We start from the raw sequence: 23,565 nt of genomic DNA on the forward strand, positions 1-23,565 counted from the left end.
TTATCTTGTTGCCCTACTTTCAATCACCGTACGGCAAGCAAGCTTCTGCGTTTCAGAACCACACACGTACGCCGGCCACGAACGACACCTCGTTCCGGCGCCCGCCCTCGTGCTCAACAAAGCGCGCGGTGTTGCCGTATGAACGATCCCAGGTAATGCCAATGTATGGCGCAAACTGACGATCGACCTCATATCGCAAACGCAAACCCAAGGAACTGTTCGCCAAACCAGCCCCCTGCTCTCTTGCTGCATCGCTTTTTCCATATATGTTGAGTTCCAGCGACGGCTGAAGAATCAGGCGATTTGTGATCAGGAAATCGTAGGTCCCTTCGAGGCGCATCGACGTTTGTCCACTCTGTCCGACGAACGCAGTGGCTTGCGTTTCGAAGTTGTAGAGCGCGAGTCCCTGAATACCAACAGCCGCCCACGTTTGCGACCTTCCCGGCTTGAAGTTATGGCGAACTCCTCCAACCACATCCCACCAAGGGCCGATCGAGTGCCCCCAAAGCGCTTGAACTTCGGCGTCTTCAAGTCCCTTCGTTGTCCGTTTCCCTTCCGACCGCAACCAGAGACGATCGACGTCACCTCCGACCCACCCGGTTCCATTCCAGTTCAGAACACCGCCATCGCTGCCGTTCTGCCACTCGAGGTTATCGAGCAGGAACAGATAGTTGATCTCCTTATCGCCCATATCATGCAAGTGGCCGCCGGTGAAGACCGCTTTACGGTCTTCATCCGTCAATGGCGGTACCGGCGATGGCACGCTTTTCGGCGAGGACTCCATCGGTTGCATGGTCGGCTCCCCCACTCCTGCCGATTGATTCGATCCTGAGGACTCGGCCATTGCCGATACGGGCGCCATGGTGACAAACATTACGGTCGCGGCCGTGGCGGCAAATTTCCCATATTGCTTTTTTTCGAACATGAGAGCCCTCACTCCTCTACAGCCACTTCGCGGAACATGCCAGTCTCCATGTGGAAAAGAAGGTGGCAATGGTAGGCCCAACGACCAAGCGCGTCGGCTGTGACGCGATAGCTACGCTTGGAGCCAGGCGCGATATCGATGGTGTGCTTGCGGACCATGAAACGACCTTGGTCGTCTTCGAGATCGCTCCACATACCGTGCAGATGTATCGGATGAGTCATCATCGTGTCGTTAACCAACACCAACCGGACCCGCTCACCATACTTGAGACGAATGGGCTGAGAATCTCCGAACTTGACGCCATTGAACGACCAGACAAATTTCTCCATATGGCCGGTCAAATGCAATTCGATCGTTCGAGCAGGTTCGCGGCCGTCTGGATCCGCAAACGTACTTCGCAGATCGGAGTATGTCAGCACCCGCCGACCATTGTTTCGCAAACCGATGCCAGGATCGTCAAGCCGCGGGGTTGGGCTCATTGCTTGCGCATCGACGAGCGGATTACCATTTTCCGTCGCAGGATGGGACTGCATTGCGCCCATGCCCTGCATTGAACCGTGATTCATGCCGGACATGGATGCGTGGCTCATTCCCTGCATATCGTCCATGCCCTTCGTTGCACCGCCATCCATTCCGGACATGCCGCTCATGCCTTGCATGGAGCCGTGGTCCATCCCGGACATGCTTTGCATCGAACCATGATCCATGCCGGACATATCACCCATGCCCTTCATTGCACCGCCATCCATTCCGGACATGCCGCTCATGCCTTGCATAGAACCGTGGTCCATCCCCGACATGCTACTCATACCCTGCATCGAGTCATCACTCATGCCTGACATTCCGGACATACCTTGCATCGACCCATGGTCCATTCCAGTCATGCCCCCCATGGAGCCATGGTCCATTCCTGCCATACCCCCCATCCCCATATCGTCCATCGTAACCAACGGACGAGGATCAAGCATCGGAACCGGCGCCGAGAGGCCCTGGCGCACAGCCAACGTCGCTCTCGCGTAGCCCGTCCGGTCCATCGATTGCGCGAAGATGGTGTACGCCGGTTCGGAGGTCGGCTCCACAATGACGTCATAGGTCTCGGCCACTGCGATACGAAACTCGTCGACGCTGACGGGTTTGACCGGTTGGCCGTCAGCGGCAACCACTGTCATTCGCAGCCCGGGGATACGGACATCGAAATAGGTCATCGCGGAAGCATTGATGAAACGAAGGCGCACTCGCTCGCCAGGACGGAAGATTCCCGTCCAGTTTCCATTCGGCGCAAGCCCATTGGCGAGATAGGTGTAGGTGTACGCGCTGACGTCGCCGAGGTCGGTAGGACTCATGCGCATTTCAGCCCACATCTTCCGGTCAGCGATGGTCGCGCTCAGACCGTCCTTCTTGACGTCTCGGATGAAATCCCCGAACGTTCGTTGATGGAAGTTGTAGTAATTCGATTGCTTCTTGAGCTTGGCTTTTACGCGCTTAGGGTTCTCGTCGGTCCAATCCGAGAGCATGACCACGTAGTCGCGATCGTACTTAAATGGCTCAGGATCCTTCGGATCGATCACGAGCGGACCATACACACCGGTTTGCTCTTGCAACGACGAGTGGCTGTGATACCAGTAAGTTCCGTGCTGCTTTACTTTGAAGCGATAGGTATAGGTCTCGCCGGGGTCGATTCCGTTGAAACTCAGTCCTGGCACGCCGTCCATGTTGGCAGGCACGATAATCCCGTGCCAGTGAATCGAAGTTTGATCGGACATACGATTCGCAACGCGTAAGGTAACGACGTCACCTTCCTTCCACCGCAGAACAGGACCGGGCAACGTCCCATTGATCATCGTGGCAGTTCGCGCCCGGCCGGTAATATTGATCGGCGCTTCGGAGATGGACAGATCGAAGTCGTTACCCGCCTGCACGCGAGGCTGGTCCGGGCTTGTCATCGCCCAGACCTGCGGGCGCCAGATCCCCAAACCGCCGACCAAGCCGGCTGCGCCTAGGCCTTTCACGAAGGTTCGTCTGCTGATATTCGATCGCATCTATCAGTATCCAGTTGATATTGGTTTGAGTTTCACCACTTGGCAGCCACGGATTCTAAATCAACAAGCGGCGAGCCCCACGTTCAGCGCTAGAGTCATAGCTGGCGTTTCGACCTGCGACCTCGCTCAACCATCTCAACGACGCCCATCGGATTGTGGCCCCTCGTCGGCACGCGCAGGACGGGCCTTGGGTTACGACGACACGCGACCTCGCGCACCGACCTTGAGAGTAGACAATTGCGCCGCCACTGCGCTCTGACGCTACCAAACCGTTGATGAGGAGACTACCCCCCTCATGTAGTCACACACATTGCCACCAGATGACCATTTTGTCATGAACGTAAGGTCTGGAAATTCCGCACGTTTGGCGATATCTTCTTTCGTCAAAGCGCGCCGGCCGACAGACATTTTTTCGACCGCCGCATTACGAGACGAGACAGCTCACCATCATGCGTATCCTTATTGTCGAAGACGAAGAGAAGATGCTTTCCTACCTCCGCAAAGGTCTCACGGAGGCAAGCTATGGCGTCTCGACCGCAACAAACGGGGAGGACGGCCTCTTCCTAGCATTGAATGAGCATTTTGACCTGCTCATCCTTGACGTCATGCTGCCATGTATGGGTGGCTTCGAAGTGTTACGCCGGCTCCGGGAGACAAAGAAGACCCCTGTTCTGCTCCTGACCGCACGCGATAGTGTCGAGGACAAGGTTGCGGGCCTCGAACTTGGCGCCGACGATCACTTAGCGAAGCCGTTCGCTTACGCGGAATTGCTTGCGCGGATACGATCGTTGCTTCGTCGGACGCAGCAAGACGGGCGGGAGGTTTTGCAAATCGCCGACCTAGAGATTGATCTCATCAAACGGCGCGTCCGCAGAACTGGCACACGCATCGATCTCACGGCTCAGGAATTCGCTCTCCTCCAGCTGCTCGCTGAGCGCGAAGGCGAAATTCTGACCCGTGCGTTTATTACCTCTCAAGTGTGGGATATGAATTTTGATAGCGACACGAACGTCGTTGACGTGGCCATGCGGCGTCTAAGAGCAAAAGTTGACTGCTTCGAACCGAAGTTGCTCCACACCGTCCGGGGAATGGGCTACGTTCTGGAAAATAGATCGGAATGAGCCGCACCGCGCAATATTCTTTACTCAAGCGCCTGACTGCGGCGTTCGCAATCGTCGCAGCACTAATATTCTCAATGCTGGGCGCATATCTTTATCAGGCACTATCTTCCAAACTCAACCAACGTGACGATATTGAAATCGCTGGAAAACTAGATCAATTTACAAAATTTGCACGAGAATCCGGCTCACTGGACGGTGTACGGGAAAATTCACTCTTTTTTCACGAGACCCTTTTATCTCACCCCGGCTTGTTTGTCGGCGTATTCGGTCCCGATGGTGCCCCACTGATCCAACATTCCGACATCAAATCGGTGAGTCTGAGTTCGAAGCTGATCAACGGCCAGCAACCGAATAGGCCATTCGAATGCTTCCCACCTGGAATTGGCTTTTCGGAATGCATTTACGGAACCGCATCACTCAGCGACATCAAGGTGATTATTATCATCGCAAGGAGCGCAGATGATCGGCATTCCTTATTGCAAGACTACCGAATGGATGCGTTCATTGCATCAACAATTGGCGCCTTGGCTGTCGCCGTTTTGGGATATATCGTCACGAGGCGCGGACTTCGCCCGATCAAGAATATTGGACATCAAGCATCGAATATCGAAGCCCACCGATTGAGTGATCGATTAAACATCGATCGAGGTCCGATCGAGCTTGTTGAGATTTCATCGTCTATTAATAAAATGCTCGACCGACTGGAGCGAGCATTCACGCGCCTCTCGCAATTTTCGTCAGACTTATCGCACGATATGCGTACTCCGCTGGCCAATATCATCAGCTCCTCTCAAATCACGCTTTCACGCCCCCGCCGAAGCGAAGAATACGAGACACTGATTGAGTCGAATATTGAAGAATGCGAGCGACTACAGCGCATGATTGAAAATATGCTCTTTCTCGCCCGGACAGACAACGCTACTCAACACATCAATCTCGTTAAAATTAAAACAAACGAGGAACTCCCGAAAATCATATCTTACTTTCAGAACACGGCAGATGAGAAAGATGTGACACTGCAGAACAATGGGGCCGCGACGATTTCAGCCGATGCCATTCTCTTTCGTCGGGCAGTTGGGAATCTTCTGTCGAATGCGGTCGAACACGCATCGCCGAATTCCGTTATTTCAATTCGATCATACGAAACTTCGTCAACAGCTTCGATTTGCGTTGAAAACGTCGGGAAAGCGATCCCCCCAGAGCATATCGATTTCGTGTTTGAACGATTCTATCGTGCCGACCATGCAAGGCATGGCTCGGCAAAAAATGCTGGCCTCGGCCTTGCAATCGTAAAATCTATAATGAACCTCCACGACGGCGATGTTACTGTGGTCAGCAAAAATGGGAAAACGTCATTCACGCTAACCTTTAAGGCGCGGGGTACGAACGAATACTCCCCAACCTCTCGAACGTAACCAGAGTTTTGTACTCTGATTCAATAACGCACGACGATGGTGTCAGCGTCGGATAGATACTCCCCCCCTCCAAAGCACAGCCGTGCATTGCGCGGTTAAATCTTGGAATGACGCAGACGCAGCGCATTCATGATGACTGAAGCTGAACTCAAACTCATGGCAAGCGCGGCGATCATCGGTGATAGTAGCAACCCCGTAAAAGGATAAAGCACGCCGGCCGCCAAAGGCACGCCCAACGCGTTATATACGAACGCGAACGCCAGGTTTTGCTTCATGTTCGCGATGGCTGCATCGGACAATTCTCTGGCTCGCGCGATGCCACGCAGGTCCCCCTTTACTAGCGTGACCTGTGCGCTATTCATTGCCACATCCGTCCCCGTCCCCATGGCCACCCCAACATCCGCTTTTGCCAATGCTGGGGCGTCATTGATCCCATCCCCGGCCATCCCCACTACGTGCCCGTCTCGCTGAAGACGCGCCACCAGCGCGAGCTTATCGGCTGGCTTTACCTCGCCATGGAACTCCTCAATTCCAAGCTTTTCAGCGACGGTCTGGGCTGTTCTCAAGCCGTCCCCCGTCGCCATGACAACTCGGATACCGTCGGCCCTGAGGGTTGCAAGCGCTTCACGCGTCGTACTCTTAATCGGGTCTACCACCGACAAGAGCCCCGCCAAGCGACCGTCGATTGCCAGATACATGACGCTCGCACCCTGCGTGCGCAGTCGCTCTGCCTCAGCGGCAATAGGTAGAACAGAAATCGATTCGCTCTGCATTAACACGGTATTGCCCAGTGCAAGTCGATGCGCTCCAATCCTCCCTCTGACTCCCATACCCGTCGACGATTCGAAGTCTGCGGCGCGATCCAGGGCTAGACCTCTCGCACGAGCGGCGGCGACGATCGCGGACGCGAGTGGATGTTCGCTTCCCTGATCGATACTCGCAGCGAATCTCAAGACGTTTTCGTCTGTATACCCGTTCACGCCCAATGCGCACTCGAATGCAGGCCGCCCTTCGGTCAAGGTGCCAGTCTTGTCGACAATCAGCACGTCAACTTTACGCATGTTTTCGATCGCCGCGGCATCACGAAAGAGCACGCCATTCGAGGCGCCCTTGCCACTAGCCACCATGATTGACATCGGCGTCGCAAGACCCAAAGCGCATGGGCATGCGATGATGAGTACTGCGACCGCGTTGATCAGACCGAATACCCAGCTTGGCGCAGGACCGAACATGCCCCATGCGAGGAAGGTCAGCAGGGCGATACCGACGACCGCGACGACAAATGCGCCCGCGACTTTGTCCGCCATGCGCTGCATGGGGGCTCGAGACCGCTGCGCTTCTGCCACCATCTGGACAATTTGCGAAAGGACGGTTTGCGAGCCAACCCTCTCGGATCGGATGACAAGGCTGCCGGAAGTGTTCATGGTCGCGCCAATGACATGGTCACCCACGTGCTTCGTGACTGGAATGGGTTCCCCTGTAATCATCGACTCGTCAAGCGAGCTGGACCCATCGGTCACGACACCGTCTACCGGAACTTTTTCGCCAGGGCGAACCCGGAGTAGGTCTCCCACGTGCACATCAGACAGTGGCACGTCGTCTTCCATGCCGTCGGCACGAAGACGCCGCGCGGTCTTCGGGGCCAGTCCCAATATCGCCTTGATCGCAGCGGACGTTTGCGCACGCGCGCTAAGTTCGAGTATTTGGCCGAACAGAGTCAGCGAAATAATGACAGCTGCAGCCTCGAAATAGACGCCGATCCTGCCGTGGGCAGTGAACGTTGCTGGAAAGGCGCTCGGAAGAGCGGTTGCGATCACGCTGTAGATAAAGGCTGCGCCCGTCCCCAGGCCGATCAGCGTCCACATGTTCGGACTACGGTGGACAAGGGACTGGATACACCTCTCGAAAAACGGAAATCCCGCCCACAGCACGACGGGTGCCGACAGTGCAAGTTCGATCCACGATTGGATGGTCGCTGGCATCCAATCCAGACGATGGCCAAACATCGCCAACACGAACACAATGAGCGTCAGCGGAAGCGTCCACCAAAATCGGCGCCGGAAATCGCTCCTCTCAGGGTTTTCGCCTTCCTCAAGATTCGGGAGAACCGGTTCAAGCGTCATGCCGCATTTCGGGCATTGGCCTGGATGATCCTGCCGTATTTCCGGATGCATTGGGCAAGTGTAAAGTGTTCCACTTGGTGCCGCCGCCGTCGTGGGAGCAGACGGGACAACATATTTGGCCGGTGCCGCTTGAAATTTCGCCAGACAGAGCTCGCCACAAAAGCGGTAGAGGTGCCCCTTATAGCTGTCGCGAAACTGAGCGTCTTCAGTGACCGTCATCCCGCACACTGGGTCTCGAGACTCCACATGCTCATCCGCGCGAGCAGCATGTTCGTGCCCGTGGTGGTGCGTACGGGGATCATGTGTTTGGTCTGCGGCCTCGTGACTCGGAACGCTATTGATATCAGTCTGATGCGAATCCGATGTCGGTTTGTGAGGCGACCCAATTCCGCTGTGTTGATCTGTCACCGTGCGCTCCTCATTCCACTTGTATCGTTCCTTAGACGACCGACCGAATTGCCACCGGTTTCGCGTGGCGAAGCCAGACGAACATTAGTTCCGTCATGTGGTCGACGATTCTGGCCCGGCTCGCACAAAATGACAATCTTGTAATTTGCACGCCATCCAGCTGTCGCCACTAGGTCATCATGCTTACGTATTCATGTCTCGCTGGTGATTATGAATCAGATAGCCGCAATGCGAATGTTCACTCGAGTTGCCGAGACGCTCAACTTTGGCGTCGCGGCGCGGCAATTGGGTGTTTCAAGTGCGATGGTCACAAGAGGGGTCGCTGCCCTGGAGGCGCACTTAGAGGTGCGCCTATTGAACCGAACCACGCGACATGTTTCGCTGACTGATGCGGGACATGCATATTGGCAGGGCTGCAAGGACCTACTATATAGGTTAGATTGCCTCGAATCGACTGTCACGTCCGACGCCCGGGAAACAACCGGGACATTGAAAATCCTAGCGCCGGAAGCATTTGCCGCGAGCGCTCTTGCCGACCTCATTGCTGCCTTCAATCTCATAGAGCCTCGCATAAGCTTTGATGTCGAACTGGTCGAGCGCATTCCGGAGCTGATTACGAACGACTTTGACATCTGGTTCACATTCGATACTCAACTTAAAGATTCTTCTCTCATCTACCGCGCCCTCTCACCAGTTTATGACGTGGTTGTCGCATCCCCAATCTACCTGGCACAACACGGCACGCCGCGACATCCGAGCGATCTCGAGTCCCACCGAACACTCCTTGCAGCAGACAGCACCGAGCGCGTTTGGGAGTTTCAATTTGATGGTATCCCATATCGCTCGTCGCTCCGTCCTGCGTTGAGCGCGCCGAGCACTGTAATGGTTCGCCACGCGGCGATCGCAGGACTCGGCATCGCTTGCCTTCCACATGCGCTTGTCCACCGCGACCTTGAATCAGAGACCCTAAAGGCTGTCCTACCCCAATTCCGAGTCGTCACCGGTCAACGGAAACTGCAAATGCTGTACGCAAGCAACAAATACATGACCCGCAGCGTCCGCCGGTTCATCGACTTCGTGACGGACTTCATTCGCGATGGCACCAGCAAAGCGCAACATCGCCCCGACGACAACGGTAATGTAGGATAGCTACAACACGAATCTGTCACTACAGTATTTCAAAAACCGTAAATTTTTGCACTCTTATCCTTCGGATCTGGACGAAGGCGAAGCGTGCCTCATCCGCGGCTATCCGCCATACACATCCATTTGAAACACTTCAAGAAAAAGGGGGATGCATGAATAAAGTAATCCAGTCGAGCCTTGCCATTGGCATACTGGCTATTCCGTACATTTCGCACGCGCAGTCCAGCGTCACGCTGTACGGTTTGATCGACGAGGGGATCAACTACACGAACAATGTAGGCGGTCACAGCAACTTCGAGATGCAGAGCGGGTTCGCTCAAGGCAGCCGTTGGGGCCTCAAAGGAGTCGAAGATCTCGGCGGCGGCACAAAAGCGGTCTTCCAACTGGAAAATGGTTTCGACGTCAACTCTGGCGCTGCAGGCCAAGGGAAACGGATGTTCGGCAGACAGGCGTACGTCGGCTTGCAGAGTGATCGCTTGGGGACATTGACGTTTGGCCGTCAATACGATTCGGTAGTGGACTACTTGGCGCCGCTGACGGCAAACGGGAACTGGGGTGGCTATCTCCTTTCCCATCCATTCGATAACGACAACACCGACAATTCATTCCGGCTGAACAATTCGGTAAAATTTGCAAGCAACACGTATGGCGGCTTCTCGTTTGGGGGGCTGTACGGGTTCAGTAACCAAGCCTCTGGTTTTGCCAACAATCGCGCATACAGCGTCGGTGCCCAGTATGTAGGCGGCCCGCTTTCAATCGCCGCAGCATACATGCAGATCAACAACCCCGGCGGCACGTCGATTGGATCACTCGCAACGGACGACACCTCGTTCGTCGCCGGTCGCCAACGTGTCTGGGGTGCCGGCATCAATTATCAAATTACGAACGACGCGATGATCGGCTTCGTCTATTCACATACGGACCTCAAAAACACGTCGAGTTCGGTTTATGTCGGAAACTTCGATAACTTGGCAAATTCGCTGAAATTTGATAATTTTGAGATCAATGCGAAATATCAATTCACGAAAAATGCATATATCGGAGGAATGTACAACTATACTCGCGGACGTTTTAACAGCACCGCTGGAAATGTATCCCCGAAATGGCAGCAGGTCGGCCTGATGGTGGACTACCAGCTTTCCAAGCGAACTGACTTGTATGTCCAGGGCATGTATCAACATCTGTCCGGTGGCACCGATAGCATCGCTCCGCTGAATACTGCCTATATCACGGGGGCAGCGTCTTCTTCCTCGACGGCAAATCAAGTCCTTACTCGCGTTGCGATGCGGCACGTGTTTTGATTGGTCTGGGCCGGACATTTCAATATTGAGTCGAGCACAGCCCGCCTAAAAGCGCGACCGGATTCCCAGTGCATGATGCATCTGAGAATCCGCCGCGCACTGTCGACTAAGTGGTCGGCCCTGAACAAATCGTATTGTCGCGCAGATAGGCTCACGCCGGCGACAGCGTAGCAGTGTTGAAATTGAGCAAAGCGGGGAGAATCGGGGCGTAAAATAGCCGCAGCTTGCGCAGTATCATCCGCAGATTGTGGCAGACACGGCACAGCACTGCGTGAATCGCGTCGCCAAGCGCGCCTTTGAGCTAGTTTCGATCGAGCTTGCCGTCGGCCTTCATGGGCCCGATGGCTGGCTCAATCGCGCTTCGGCGCCGGATCATCGCCCGCAGGCCGCGCGTGATGCCTCGTCGCAAACCCGGGTGATAGATCTTCACGCCGTCAATGGCGACTCCCTTGTAGCCTCGGACGGCGACGGCGATCTCCGGTTGGACGTCGCTCAGGATTGCCGCCTGTTCCAGTGCTTCGGCCAGCGTATGTCCGTCGCACGGGTTACCTGGCATCGAGCGCGCCCACCACCAAACCTTCCTTGTGCGTGGTCGTGATCGACACCTTCACGCCGAACTCATACGGTTTGCGTGCCTTGCCCTTCGCCAAGCACTCAACTTCCGGGGGTATGCGCGATCGCCTTCTCCATCACTGTCGTGTCGACGATCACGCACTTCGGACTCGAGCTCTTGACGACTTGGGCCCGTTTGGCTACTCCGATCGTCTCGGCCAGCAGTTCTTCGACGCCGGCTTCGCCCAGCCGCTTGCGCCAGCGCTTCAAGCCCGACGGATCGATCGGCGGCTTCGTCTGCAAGTACATTGCGGATTTCGGTGACGATGATCAGCCGTTTCGGCGAACGTGATCAGTTTGGAAGGTGGTGTTTCGCGGTCAATGGATGGCGGATACCTACGGTGCCCGGCGCCGATATCACGCCGATGTTCGATCGGTCCTGATTACCTGTTCTTAGGGCTTCCGTGCGATGCCTTCGTAAAGGTAAGTAAAGCATCGAGGTCCTGGCGCATATCCGGTACCGATCCGCTCGATACCGAAACCTGCACGCTCGATTAGGGGCAATCGTCCTTTTCGTGCAAAATCTGGCGGTTTATCTAAAAATTCACCTAAAAATCATAAGCTTATGAAACCATCGATTTCGCGGAATTGCGCCCTTCAGGTGCAAAATCTGGCGCTTTAACGCGGCTCTCTGTGGCTCGCCGCTCATTTCCGCGGAGCAAAAGCCTGATCGAACTGCCGAGCCCGCTGCACTTCATCGCTGTGCAGATAGGTCGACGTTGTCGAGATCGACGCGTGGCGTAGATTGTCGCGCACCATGATCAGCTCGGCGCCCCGCGCCAGCGCGTGTGACGCGTGCGTGTGGCGCATCCAATGCGGGCTCGCGCGGCGCAACTTCTCCGCGGTCGCGGGCCGCTCGTCCTGGATCGCATCGGCGACCAGCACGAAGAACCGTCTCAACACCCGCCAAAGCCGCGTGCTTTCGATGCGTGCGCCGTCCTCGTCGAGACTCGCGACGAGCGGCGTCGCCGGGCTCCAGCGCGCGGGCGTGACCGGCAGGCTCCGCTGCACGAGATACTGGTCGAGCGCCGTCCGGGCCAGCGCCGGCAACGTCACCTTCCCACGTCTTCCGCCCTTACCGAGCACGTGCAGCCAGTGATCGCCGTGTTCGTCCCGGCGAATGTCGGCGAGCGTCGCGCCGACCAGTTCGCTCGCGCGCAAGCCGGTTGCGTAGCCGAAGTCCAGCAGGAACCGCAAGCGCTGAGCGGCCGGCACACTCCAGCCATACGACCATTCCAGGCCGTCGGCCAGCGTGCGGATCAGCAACCACTCGCCCTCGGAGAAGCCGCGCGACACGTCCAATCCGGCGCGCGGCGCATGGTTCTTGACCTTCACTCCCGCAAACGGATTCGCGAGCACGTAGCGCTGCTCGATCAGCCATCGAAACAGCGCCGACAGCACGTTCAGGGCGTATGCCGCTGATCGGGGCGCGAGCGCGCCGGTGAACGGTCGCCATTCGACACTGTGCCGCGGCCGCGACGGCCCGACCCACCGTTCGCGCGGTGTCGGGCGGCGCAGGAATGCCCGGTACGCAATCGCGTCGTCGGTGGTGAGCGACGACAGCGCGCGGCCGCGCTCGACAATCGCCCACAAGATCAGCCGCTCCGCTTCCTTGCGGTAAGCGCGCTGGGTGGCGGCCGATTCGTGTAGCGACAGCCAGGACTGGACTGCCTCGTAGTCGTTGGATGCATTGAGCAGGCAGGCGGCCCGCGGTGCGCGGAACTGTCCGTGCGAGCCGTCGACTTCGTGCGGCACACGCAACTGCTCCCACGGCACGATGTCCCCGGCCGGTGCCGCGACGATCAGCGCCCGCGCCCGTTCGGTCAGCGCCGGATGGGCAGCAAAGAACGCCTCCACTCGGCGCGCACTGGCGACGCCGAGACCTGCAATCGCGATCCACCAGCGGCGCCGGCGCGGAATCCGCACGGTCAGCTCGGCCAGCGTCCGGATGCCATGCGCCCGCAGCGCGGCCACCGCGCGCGGCGGCAACCATTGGTCAATCTCGTCGGCGATGTGCGGCACGGGTGCTGGCAGGCTGCGCAACGTCTCGATCGCGCGCGCAACGGTGTCGGCCGACGCGGCGGACCGCTCGCCGAAGGCTTCCGCCAGATCGACCCGGTGACGGCTCGTCGCGAACGCGACCAGCGCGCGCCGGATGCGGCCGAGTACGCCTCGCGCGGAGGCCCCTGGCGCCTTGCGGTCGCCCAGATAGCGGGCGACTGCCGCTCGAGCGCCGAGCCCGGCGTACCAGGCACGCAGCGCGGCCAGTTCGGCATCGTCAGGAAAGGCGATGGGTTCGGTCTCACGCGTTTTCATGCACGCCAGTTTAAGTCAAAAATGTCGCTGGACAGATAATGTTAATTATCGGCCCAAATCTGATATTGGATAGTTCATCAATTGAAATTCATCTACCTGCTGTGCCGCGCGCCGGGGCAGTCTGACACTCGGCATGAAAGGCGGCCGCGACGGCAGTGCGAAGTTCCACGACGTGCTGAATCCGTTCACGCAGCTCATCAACATCGACGATAGAAGTCGCTCGCGATGCTTCCAACCTCGATCGCGCACCGCGGGCTGTCGCCGGCCGAACTCGCGGACGCCGGCGTGAAAGAAGAAGCTGTGCGGCTATCGAACGGCATCGAGCATATCGACGACCTGCTCGGATCTCGACCAATTCCTCGCGCGGGTTTGACCAGAGCGGTCGCGCCGGCTTGCCGGTGCGACCGCATCAAACCGCTTGACCCTGAAGCGGCTTCAAGCTATTCAATCCCCGGTTCGTGCCGAGGCGACACCCGGCGCGTACGATTGTGCAACGCAGCTCCCGCTGCGGCACACCAACCGCTGAGAGGCCTCATGACATCGACCGCGAAGCTTGCGTTGCTCACGTTACCGCCCATCCTGGCGGCCTTTTTCGGCGCCCTCGCGGCCGCGTGGCGCGCGCCTGGGCCAAAAACGTCAAGCGTGATTCAGCATTTCACCGGCGGCATCGTGTTCGCGGCCGCAGCGCTCGAACTGCTGCCACAGGACCGCGAGCATGCGCTGTTTCCGGTCGTCGTCGGCTTCGTGCTCGGCCTTGCGCTGATGCTGGCGATCCACGCGCTGTCGGGCGCGATCGAGACGCGCTTCGAGGCAGCGCGGTTGCCGGTCAGCCTGATCATCGTCACCGCGATCGACCTCGTCGTCGACGGCCTGGTGCTCGGCATCGCTTTTTCCGCAAGCGACGAAAGCGGCATCATCCTGACCGTCGCGCTGACGCTCGAGGTGCTGTTCCTCGCGCTGTCGGTCAGCGCGGCGCTGGCCGCGGCCGACATCGGGCGCTTGCTGTCGATCGTCGTGCCGGTCGCGCTCGCGGCGCTGTTGAGCGTCGCGGCCGTTGCCGGCAATGTGGCGTTCGCCGGGCTGCCGGCGAATATCTATGCGGCGCTGCTGGGACTGGGCACGGTCGCGCTGTTGTACCTCGTCACCGAGGAACTGCTGGTCGAAGCCCACGAAGTGCCCGAAACACCGTTCGCGACGGCTTCGTTCTTCATCGGCTTCATCGTGTTCCTCCTGATCGAAGGATCGGTGAAAGCCGGATGAGCCGCACGCGACGGCGCGACGGCTACCAGGTCGTCGCGCCGGTCGGATAGGTATCGACGATCCGCGTGCCGTTGACCGGCGTGACACCCTCGTTGCGCAGCGCAGTCCACAGATCGATCGCATGCTCGCGCGACTTGCGACTGCCGTCGTCGGTCAGCACGTTCAGCGCGATCACTTCGTCGCGCGTGGTCAGCTGCAGCTGTTCCTTCAGCTTGCGTGACTGATGCGACGCGGTGCGAACGTCGCCGAGCACGATCCATTTCGCCGCGGCGGTCGACTCGTCGCCGACATCGGCAGGAACGAACGTCAGCCGACCGTTGTCGACTTCGCATTGCCCGCGCATGAACGTCGCGGTCCACGCACCGACCGGCACGGCCGCGAATTCGCAACGCATCCGCTCGTTAGCTCGCTGGTCGACGTCGTGTGCCGACGCATGCGACAGCGCACGCTCCGGCCAGCCGGCCGCCATCGCGGCCGTCGACATCAGACATGCCACAAGCACGATTCCTTTCGCGATATTGCGCATGACGCGCTCCTCTTCTTATGGGGTGCGGTGGCCGGCACCGCGGCGGTCGGCCGCGAACGAACGATCAGCGAACCGGAAAGCGGTTGTCGTGCGCATCGACCATCGGCGCCGCCTCGCCGCGATGCAGCGTTGCACGATGGATTTCCTGGTTGCGCGCGACGGTGGCCGGGCTCGCCGGGTAATCTTGTTTCGGGCTTGGGATCACGCCATCGTGGCGCGCGCGCACCGGTTCCTGGCGGACTTCTTGCCGGGTCTTCTGCTGCTCGGCCGCTGCTCGCGAAAAGGCCGCAATCGATAACGCGGCAGCGGCGATGACTATCATCGGTCGCGGCATGTTCAAGGCGTTCGCTCCTTGCTGGAAATCCGTGACTCGAGCCTTCACTTTGATCCGGTGGCGGTGCGGAAACGTGATCGCCGCATGACGGTTTCGTCACCGTTCCGGCATCTCCTGCATTGCACTGCGAATGAAATTCGTCGCATGTTTCGACGCTCATGAGGCGGCGATGACATTTTTCTCATTTGTCCCTCACCTCCACGATTCGAACGCTTTCCAGAATCGCCAGCGCGATCGCGATATTCCGGCCCGCCGCCGCAAAGCTCGGCACCGGGGTCGAACGATGCACGGAACGACCATCTTGAACTTCAGGGACACACCATGAAAACACCAGTTCGGCTTGTGACGATGTCGGCGGCGCTGCTGACGACAGCCCAAGTGGCCCATGCGACGGAAGTCACGCTCTACGGCCTGTTCGATACGTCGCTCACCTATGTATGGAACGCCAGTGCGGACGGCAAGAATCTCGTCGGTCTCGGCAACGGCAATCTGCTCGGCAACCGCTTCGGCGTGAAAGGCGCGGAGGATCTCGGCGGCGGGCTGAAGGCGATCTTCACGCTGGAAAACGGCTTCAACCCGAACACCGGCGCGCTCGGGCAAGGCAGCCGGATGTTCGGCCGGCAGGCGTTCGTCGGACTGGAAAGCTCGCGCTGGGGCACCCTGACGCTCGGCCGCCAGTACGACGCGCTTGCCGATGTCGCGTGGCCCGTGACCGGCGACTTCTATTTCGGCAGCGTGTATGCAACACCCGGCGACGTCGATAACTACGACACGTCGTCGCGAACCGACAACGCGGTGAAGTACACGTCGCCGACGATCGGCGGATTCCAATTCGTCGGCATGTATGCGCTCGGCGGCGTGGCTGGCAAGAGCGGTGCCGGGCAAACTTGGTCGGCCGGCCTTTCATACAGCAACGGCCCGGTCGATGTCGCGGGCGGCTACTACTACGCGGCCAACCGTTCGTCGCTCGCCAACGGCATCCGCACCGGCTGGAACGGCACTTCCGACGGCACGTTCGATGGGTCGCTGGTCAACGGCGGCTACATCTCGGCGAAATCGATCGGCATCGCGCGCGGCGCGCTGCGCTACAACTTCGCGCCCTTCGCGGTCGGTGTCGACTACAGCAATGCGCTGTACAAGGCTGATGCGATGTCGGTATTCCGAAGCACGCAGAAATACGACACCGCACGCGGGTTCTTCAACTACCAGGCAACGGCCAACCTGCTCGTCGGCGTCGGCTACAGCTACACGAAGGCCCGTGGAGATACGAGCGCGACCTACCATCAGGTATCGGCCGGCGCCGACTACGTGCTATCGAAGCGCACCGATCTCTACGCGGTCGGTGCCTGGCAACGTGCGAACGGGGAACAGCGCACGGTCGACGGCGGCACCCAAACGGCGCAGGCGTCGATCGGCTCGTACGGCTATGGCGGCACGCGCACGCAGGGCATCGTCAATCTCGGGTTGCGTCACCGGTTCTGAATCGCGGCGGCCAACCATGCGCGCCTCGTAACGGAAATTTCATGTTCGGATCAGGTCCACGATGCGTCGCGCCGCTACGATCGGAACGGTGACGGGCCACGCTCGTTCACACCCACGCAGCGGGTCGATGTCGTATGGCACGATCCCGCGTTAGGCCCGGACTCGTCGAGTGCCGGGCCATTTTCTCTTTACGCGTGTCCGACGATCACCGCACGGAATTGCGCTGCGGGAATAGGCATGGATGCGTTTTCACATACAGGTTCGGATTGCCGCAGCGATGCCCGGCATAGTCGACCTGCTCGCCAGCCGTCAGGTCGACCGGCGCGGGCTTGCGCGCGGCGGCAGGGGCGGTGGCCGTGGTGCCGGAACGTGTCGACGCGCAGCCCGCGAACAGCGAGACGATCAGGACTGCGATCAAGGCGAGGCGAATGGCGGGACGATGCAATTTTCGACCTGTAATGAAATCGAGGCAGGACCGCCCGCTTTCGATCCTGCTGCTTGCGAACGGCGCGAATGCCGTCCACGCCATCGGCAGGCGGCTGACTCGATGTTCCGCCTTCCGCGCATCGCATTCATGATGCGAACATGACAATTTCGTCATGCCGCACGCATATGCCGCAATTGCCGTGACGCCCCCGAATCTGACGCATTTTTCATCTTTCGATCACGGTAGCGCACGGCCGTCTTTGCATACTGGGCTCATGGTTCGCCACCCGGCGGCCTCGTTCAAATCAAGGAGTATTCACAATGAAGACCGCAAAATTGGCTACTCTGTTCCTCACCGCCACGATGTCGCTCGGCATGGCCGTGCAAGCTGCTCACGCACAGACGCAGGCGCAAGGCAAGACCCGCGCACAGGTCATAGAGGAGCTGAAGCAGGCGCAACATGAAGGCGTCGTACCGGTGGGCAAGACGCAATACCCGCCGACAAAGGACATGGTCTCGCGCAACAAGGAACTGCACGGAATCTCAGTGCATGCGGGTGAGAAAGCCCCGCAGGCCGACCAGCACGATAATCTGGCCCAGCGGTAATATCTCGCTAAGGACTGATCGAGGGTAACGTGGCAGGCGCTAGCGCTCTGGGACCCACGCGCGGCCCCACGTACTGGCGCCGCTATGCGCTAGCGGCCGGCGTCCGCTTCGACTTGGCCGGCCGTCGCGGAAAGCGCAGCCAGAAGGTCGTGCGGCGGCCCGGCTCGCTGTCGACGCCACATTCGCCGCCGTGGTTGTCCATGATCGACCGGACGATCGCGAGGCCGAGCCCCGTGCCCGATGCCGAATTGTGCCGCGACGGATCGACGCGATAGAAGCGCTCGAAAATCCGCCCGACATGCTCGGCGGCAATGCCGGGCCCCGTATCGGACACGGCGATCGTCGTCGCACCACCCTGCTCGACGCAATCGATCGTCACGACGCTGCCGCGCGGCGCATAGGTCAGCGCATTCGACAGCAGATTGCTCAACGCGCGCTGGTACAGCGTCAGATCCGCGTCGACCCACGCGTGGCCGTCGACCTTCACGGTCACGCCTTCATCTTCCGCCAGCGGCTCGTAGTATCCGGCCACCCGCTCCGCTTCCTCGGCCGCATTCAGCCGCCGCACGCTGATCGACGTGCCGGCCTGTTCCGAACGCGCGAGAAACAGCATGTCCTCGATCATCCGCGACAACCGCTGGTATTCGTCGATGCTCGACTCGATCACGCTCCGGTATTCGTCCGCGCTGCGCGGTTGCGACAGCACGACCTGCGCGGCCGCCTGCAGGTTCGTGAGCGGCGTGCGCATGTCGTGCGCGAGATTCGACGAGAACTGGCTCAGCCGCGTGAACGATTCGTTCAGCCGTTCGAGCATCCCGTTGAACGCATGCTCGAGCTCCTTCAGCTCGCCCGACGTATCGAGTTCCGGCAGCGGATGCGCGAGCTGGCTCGTCGACATCTGCTCGGCACGCGCGGCGAACCGCCGCAGCGGGCTCAGCCCGAGCGCGGCGATGCCGTACGCGATCGCGGCCGCGAGCACCACGCCGAACACCTCGATCACGACGATCGTATAAGCATGCGTGCGCAACAGCAGCACGTCGGCGCTGCGATCGTACTGCACGGCGACGCGCATCACGGGCGCACCCGCGCCGGCGAGCGGCACGGCCGTCAGCAGGTACTGGTGCCGTGCGCCCGGCGGCGCGACGCCGACGGGGACGCGCCCTGTGTTCATCGACAGCAGCGGCGCATACGGACGGAAGCCGGGTGTGCCGACGATGCGCGTCCCGGCGGCATCGAAGATCGCGAGGTCCATGTTCGGGTGACCGTGCAACTGGTCGATCCAGATATCGCTGTTGCGCGCGACGTCGGCCGTCGTGCGCGCTTCGGCCAGATGCGTGCCCAATGCGGCGGAAATGCCGGCCATCTGCTCGGCCGACGTCGTTTCGACGCGGTTGCTCAGCGCTTCGTAAAGCGCGACGCCGCTCGACGCGAGGATCACCGACGTCGACAGGACGATCAGCGCGGTCAGGCGTCCGCGCAGCGTGCGCGGCAGCAGGCGCGCGATCATGCGGCCGCGCCGCCGCGCGCTTCGAGCACGTAGCCCATCCCGCGCACGGTGTGGATCAGCTTCGGTTCGTATGCGTCGTCGATCTTCGAGCGCAGCCGCCGGATCGCCGAATCGACGACGTTCGTGTCGCTGTTGAAGTTCATGTCCCACACCTGCGATGCGATCGTCGCGCGCGGCAGGATCTCGCCCTCGCGGCGCATCAGCAGCCACAGCAGCGCGAATTCCTTCGCGGTCAGCAGGATCGTGTCGCCCTGCCGCGTGGCCTTGCGGCGCGTCAGGTCGAGTTCGAGATCGGCCACGCGCAGCGTGTTCGAATCGCGCGGCTGGCCGCGCCGCAGGATCGACTTGATGCGCGCGGTGAGTTCGACGAAGTCGAACGGCTTCGCGAGATAGTCGTCGGCGCCGAGTTCGAGGCCCTTCACGCGATCGCCGACGTCGTCGCGCGCAGTCAGGAATAGCACGGGCGTCGACTTGCTGCGCCGCAGGTTCTGCAGCAGCGTCCAGCCGTCCTGCCCCGGCAGCATCACGTCGAGTACGAGCAGGTCGTACTCCTCCGTTTCGGCCTGATGCTGGCCCGTGATGCCGTCCTCGACCCAGTCGACGACGTAGCCGGCCTCGGTCAACCCCTTGCGCAGATACGCGCCCGTCTTCGGTTCATCCTCGACAATCAGAATTCGCATCACGCATTACCCTTGAAGAAACGCAGCCGGCGCATCATGCCCGCGCCGAACCCGCCGCGCAACGCCGCGCGCCACGACACCGCGTGGCTGACACGGTACAGCACCGGCAGCACCAGCAGCGTCAGCGCGGTGGACGACAGGATACCGCCGATCACGACCGTCGCGAGCGGGCGCTGCACCTCGGCGCCGGTGCCGGTCGCGAACGCCATCGGCAGGAAGCCGAGCGACGCGACCAGCGCGGTCATCAGCACGGGCCGCAGCCGCGTGAGCGCGCCGTCGCGCACCGCGGCGTCGAGCGGCTCCCCTTCGTCGCGCAGGTTGCGGATGAACGAGATCATCACGAGACCGTTGAGCACGGCCACGCCGGACAACGCGATGAAGCCGACCGCCGCCGTGATCGACAGCGGAATCCCGCGCAGCCACAGCGACACGACCCCGCCGCTCAGCGCGAACGGAATGCCAGTGAATACGAGCAAGCCGTCCTTCACGTTGTTGAACATCACGAACAGCAGCACGAACACCATGAACAGCGCGAGCGGCACGACGAGCTTCAGGCGCTCGCTCGCGCTTTGCAACTGCTCGAACTGCCCGCCCCACGACACCCAGTAGCCGGCCGGCACGCGCACGTCCTGCTGCAACTGCTCGCGCGCATCGGCGACGAACGAGCCGACGTCGCGCCCGCGCACGTTCGCGCTGACGACCACTCGCCGCTTGCCGTCCTCGCGGCTGATCTGGTTCGGGCCGGGCGCCACGTCGATCGTCGCGAGCTCCGCGAGCGGCACGTACGGCGCCGCCGCGAGCGGTGCGCCGGCGCCGGCCGTCGGCGCGGGCAGCGCGATCGGCAGCCGCTTGATCGCCTCGATGTCGGTGCGCAGCTCGTCGGGCAACCGCACGACGATGTCGAAGCGGCGATCGCCCTGGAACAGCGTACCGGCCTTCTGCCCGCCGACGGCCGCGGCCACCGAATCCTGCAGGTCGGCGACGCTCACGCCGTAGCGCGCGAGCTTGTCGCGGTCGAGGTTGACGGTCAGCACCGGCAGGCCCGTGGTCTGCTCGACCTTCACCTCCGACGCACCCGGCACCTTCCGCAACGCGGCCGCGATCTGTTCGCCGGTCTGGTTCAGCACGGCCATGTCGTCGCCGAAGATCTTCACGGCGACGTCGCTGCGCACGCCCGAGATCAGTTCGTTGAAGCGCAGCTGGATCGGCTGCGAGAACTCGTAGGCGTTACCCGGCAGCTCGGCGAGCGCTTCCTCGATCTCGCTCACGAGCTGCTCGCGCGGCTTCTTCGGGTCGGGCCACGTGTCGGCCGGCTTCAGCATGATGTAGCCGTCCGACAGGTTCGGCGGCATCGGGTCGGCCGCGATCTCGGCCGTGCCGGTGCGCGCGAACACGCGCTCGATCTCGGGGAAGCGCGCCTTCAGCGTCTTCTCGATCGACTTCTGCATCTCGACCGACTGCGACAGGCTCGTGCCGGGAATTCGCAATGCGGCAACGGCCAGGTCGCCTTCGTTGAGGCTCGGGATGAACTCGCTGCCGAGCCGCGTGGCGAGTCCGAGCGTGGCGAGCACGATCGCGCCCGCCCCGATCATCACGCGTGCCGGGCGCGTCATGAACGCGGCGAGCACCGGTTCGTACGCACGCCGCGCCCAGCGCATCAGCCGGTTCTCCTTCTCCTCGACCCGCTCGCCGATGAATAGCGCGACGGCCGCCGGAATGAACGTGACGGTGAGCACCATCGCGGCAGCGAGCGCCATCACGACCGTGATCGCCATCGGGTGGAACATCTTGCCCTCGACGCCGGTCAGCGCAAAGATCGGCAGGTACACGACCATGATGATCAGTTGCCCGAAGATCAGCGCGCGGCGCGCCTCCTGCGATGCGCCGAACACTTCGGCGAAACGCTCGTCGCGCGTGAGCGGCCGCCCGGCCGCCGCCTGCGCATGCGCGAGCCGCCGCACGCAGTTCTCGACGATCACCACCGCGCCGTCGACGATGATCCCGAAGTCGAGCGCGCCGAGGCTCATCAGGTTCGCGCTCACCTTCGCGTTGACCATCCCCGTGAAGGTCATCAGCATCGACAGCGGAATCACGAGCGCGGTGATCAGCGCCGCGCGGATGTTGCCGAGGAACAGGAACAGCACGGCGATCACGAGCACCGCGCCCTCGAGCAGGTTCTTCTTCACGGTCGCGACGGCCTTCTCGACGAGCACCGTGCGGTCGTACACCGGAATCGCCTTCACGCCGGCCGGCAGCGTGCGGTTCACGTCCTCCATCTTCGCGGCGACGGCCTTCGACACCGTCCGGCTGTTCTCGCCCATCAACATGAACACCGTGCCGAGCACGACTTCCTCGCCGTTCGACGTCGCGGCGCCGGTGCGCAGTTCGCGGCCGACGTCGACCACGCCGACGTCCTTCATCCGCACCGGCACGCCGCCGACGTTGGTCAGCACGATGTTCGCGATGTCGTCGACAGTGCGCGCCTGGCCCGGCACGCGCACGAGATACTGCTCGCCGCGCTTTTCGATGTAGCCGGCGCCGACGTTGTCGTTGTTGCGCTCGAGCGCCCGCACGACGTCAGCGAGCGTCAGCCCGTACGACATCAGCTTCGCCGGATTCGGCGCGACGCGATACTCCTTCACGTAGCCGCCGATCGAGTTGACCTCGGTCACGCCGCGCACGTTGCGCAGTTGCGGCCGCACGACCCAGTCCTGCAGCTCGCGCAGGTCGGCCGCCGTGTAGCGCGTGCCGTCGGGCTTGCGCGCATTGGCGTCGGCTTCGACAGTCCACAGGTAGATCTCGCCGAGGCCCGTCGACGTCGGGCCCATCGCGGGCGCGACGCCGGCCGGCAGCTTGTCCTTCGCTTCCTGGATGCGCTCGTTGACGAGCTGACGCGCGAAGTAGATGTCGGTGCCGTCCTTGAAGATCACGGTGACCTGCGACAGCCCGTAGCGCGAGATCGAACGCGTTTGTTCCAGCCCCGGCAGCCCGGCCATCGCGGTCTCGACCGGATAGGTGATGCGCTGCTCGGCCTCGAGCGGCGAGTAGCCGGGCGCGGACGTGTTGATCTGCACCTGCACGTTCGTGATGTCGGGCACCGCGTCGATCGGCAGCCGCTGGTAGCTGAACACGCCCAGCGCGGCCACGGCCGCGATCGCGAGCATCACGAGCCAGCGGTGCGCAATCGCAAAGCGGATCAGGCGCTCAAACATGTCGGGATTCCTTGAAACGGGGTACGGTCGCCCGTACCGGGCGCGCCGCGCGGCCGGTCACCCGGCGGATCGGAAGGCGCGCCGCATAACGGGCTGCCAGTCGCGCCACGGCGCACGCGTATTGCT

The 23,565-nt window shown here is 60.9% G+C and carries 17 protein-coding genes and 2 pseudogenes; 8 read left to right on the forward strand and 11 right to left on the reverse strand.

The genetic code is table 11. The features are described 5' to 3' along the window. Positions 1-52: 52 nt before the first annotated feature. Together CFB47_RS37995 and CFB47_RS38000 are read right to left on the reverse strand one after the other, a co-directional pair. Positions 53-925, reverse strand: a complete 873-nt coding sequence (locus CFB47_RS37995) for a copper resistance protein B (protein ID WP_089444650.1) — start codon at positions 923-925, stop codon at positions 53-55. 8 nt (positions 926-933) lie between these two features. Further along, positions 934-2,964 (reverse strand): copper resistance system multicopper oxidase, encoded by a 2,031-nt coding sequence (locus CFB47_RS38000; RefSeq protein ID WP_027810005.1) that lies wholly within the window; start codon positions 2,962-2,964, stop codon positions 934-936. Positions 2,965-3,413: 449 nt separating this feature from the next. Between CFB47_RS38000 and CFB47_RS38005 the strand changes: the two genes are divergently transcribed. Together CFB47_RS38005 and CFB47_RS38010 are read left to right on the forward strand one after the other, a co-directional pair. After that, positions 3,414-4,085, forward strand: a complete 672-nt coding sequence (locus CFB47_RS38005) for a heavy metal response regulator transcription factor (protein ID WP_027810004.1) — start codon at positions 3,414-3,416, stop codon at positions 4,083-4,085. Next, a complete protein-coding gene (locus CFB47_RS38010) occupies positions 4,082-5,500 on the forward strand; it encodes a heavy metal sensor histidine kinase (RefSeq protein ID WP_080289663.1) in 1,419 nt (472 codons plus the stop codon). Before CFB47_RS38005 ends, CFB47_RS38010 begins: the two co-directional genes overlap by 4 nt. Positions 5,501-5,595: 95 nt before the next feature. Here the strand turns inward: CFB47_RS38010 and CFB47_RS38015 are convergent, their stop codons facing one another. After that, on the reverse strand, positions 5,596-7,965 hold the full coding sequence (locus CFB47_RS38015) for a heavy metal translocating P-type ATPase (protein WP_371295958.1): 2,370 nt from the start codon (positions 7,963-7,965) through the stop codon (positions 5,596-5,598). 294 nt (positions 7,966-8,259) lie between these two features. Here CFB47_RS38015 and CFB47_RS38020 point away from each other — a divergent pair, with 294 nt between their 5' ends. Next, positions 8,260-9,180, forward strand: a complete 921-nt coding sequence (locus CFB47_RS38020) for a LysR family transcriptional regulator (protein ID WP_159068963.1) — start codon at positions 8,260-8,262, stop codon at positions 9,178-9,180. Positions 9,181-9,329: 149 nt separating this feature from the next. Beyond that, a complete protein-coding gene (locus tag CFB47_RS38025; protein ID WP_027810002.1) occupies positions 9,330-10,478 on the forward strand; it encodes a porin in 1,149 nt (382 codons plus the stop codon). A gap of 151 nt (positions 10,479-10,629) precedes the next feature. Here CFB47_RS38025 and CFB47_RS38030 read toward each other — a convergent pair. Together CFB47_RS38030 and CFB47_RS38035 are read right to left on the reverse strand one after the other, a co-directional pair. Then, a pseudogene (locus tag CFB47_RS38030) lies at positions 10,630-11,336 on the reverse strand (IS5/IS1182 family transposase); the annotation flags it as partial. A 399-nt stretch (positions 11,337-11,735) separates the two neighbouring features. Beyond that, entirely contained in the window at positions 11,736-13,406 is a 1,671-nt protein-coding gene (locus tag CFB47_RS38035) for a phage integrase family protein (RefSeq protein ID WP_027810000.1), read from the reverse strand. 75 nt (positions 13,407-13,481) lie between these two features. Here CFB47_RS38035 and CFB47_RS38040 point away from each other — a divergent pair. Together CFB47_RS38040 and CFB47_RS38045 are read left to right on the forward strand one after the other, a co-directional pair. Further along, positions 13,482-13,779, forward strand: a pseudogene (locus CFB47_RS38040) (PLP-dependent transferase); the annotation flags it as partial. A 161-nt stretch (positions 13,780-13,940) separates the two neighbouring features. Beyond that, positions 13,941-14,666 carry a ZIP family metal transporter gene (locus tag CFB47_RS38045; protein ID WP_027809999.1) on the forward strand — a complete coding sequence of 242 codons (726 nt, stop codon included), beginning with the start codon at positions 13,941-13,943 and terminating at the stop codon, positions 14,664-14,666. A 22-nt stretch (positions 14,667-14,688) separates the two neighbouring features. Here CFB47_RS38045 and CFB47_RS38050 read toward each other — a convergent pair whose 3' ends face one another. After that, positions 14,689-15,192, reverse strand: coding sequence for a hypothetical protein (locus tag CFB47_RS38050; RefSeq protein WP_027809998.1), 504 nt, complete (start codon positions 15,190-15,192; stop codon positions 14,689-14,691). A 64-nt stretch (positions 15,193-15,256) separates the two neighbouring features. Next, entirely contained in the window at positions 15,257-15,532 is a 276-nt protein-coding gene (locus CFB47_RS38055) for a DUF4148 domain-containing protein (RefSeq protein WP_027809997.1), read from the reverse strand. Positions 15,533-15,847: 315 nt separating this feature from the next. Between CFB47_RS38055 and CFB47_RS38060 the strand changes: the two genes are divergently transcribed. Further along, positions 15,848-17,008, forward strand: a complete 1,161-nt coding sequence (locus CFB47_RS38060) for a porin (RefSeq protein WP_027809996.1) — start codon at positions 15,848-15,850, stop codon at positions 17,006-17,008. A gap of 205 nt (positions 17,009-17,213) precedes the next feature. On the opposite strand, the gene CFB47_RS41960 is transcribed toward CFB47_RS38060, so the two are convergent. After that, positions 17,214-17,609, reverse strand: a complete 396-nt coding sequence (locus tag CFB47_RS41960; protein ID WP_223274451.1) for a hypothetical protein — start codon at positions 17,607-17,609, stop codon at positions 17,214-17,216. Positions 17,610-17,755: 146 nt separating this feature from the next. Here CFB47_RS41960 and CFB47_RS38070 point away from each other — a divergent pair, with 146 nt between their 5' ends. Continuing rightward, entirely contained in the window at positions 17,756-18,040 is a 285-nt protein-coding gene (locus tag CFB47_RS38070; protein WP_027809994.1) for a DUF4148 domain-containing protein, read from the forward strand. An 82-nt stretch (positions 18,041-18,122) separates the two neighbouring features. Here the strand turns inward: CFB47_RS38070 and CFB47_RS38075 are convergent, their stop codons facing one another. The 3 genes from CFB47_RS38075 to CFB47_RS38085 are packed head-to-tail and all read right to left on the reverse strand — an operon-like array spanning position 18,123 to position 23,439. Continuing rightward, positions 18,123-19,547 (reverse strand): heavy metal sensor histidine kinase, encoded by a 1,425-nt coding sequence (locus tag CFB47_RS38075; protein WP_027809993.1) that lies wholly within the window; start codon positions 19,545-19,547, stop codon positions 18,123-18,125. Further along, positions 19,544-20,227, reverse strand: coding sequence for a heavy metal response regulator transcription factor IrlR (gene irlR / locus CFB47_RS38080; protein ID WP_006490455.1), 684 nt, complete (start codon positions 20,225-20,227; stop codon positions 19,544-19,546). Before irlR ends, CFB47_RS38075 begins: the two co-directional genes overlap by 4 nt. Then, the gene (locus tag CFB47_RS38085; RefSeq protein ID WP_027809992.1) at positions 20,227-23,439 is read right to left on the reverse strand and encodes an efflux RND transporter permease subunit; all 3,213 of its coding nucleotides are present in this window, start codon (positions 23,437-23,439) and stop codon (positions 20,227-20,229) included. The genes irlR and CFB47_RS38085 overlap by 1 nt, the downstream gene beginning before the upstream one ends. Positions 23,440-23,565 lie beyond the last annotated feature (126 nt).

The organism is Burkholderia sp. AU27893 (assembly GCF_002223205.1).
Lineage (GTDB): Bacteria > Pseudomonadota > Gammaproteobacteria > Burkholderiales > Burkholderiaceae > Burkholderia.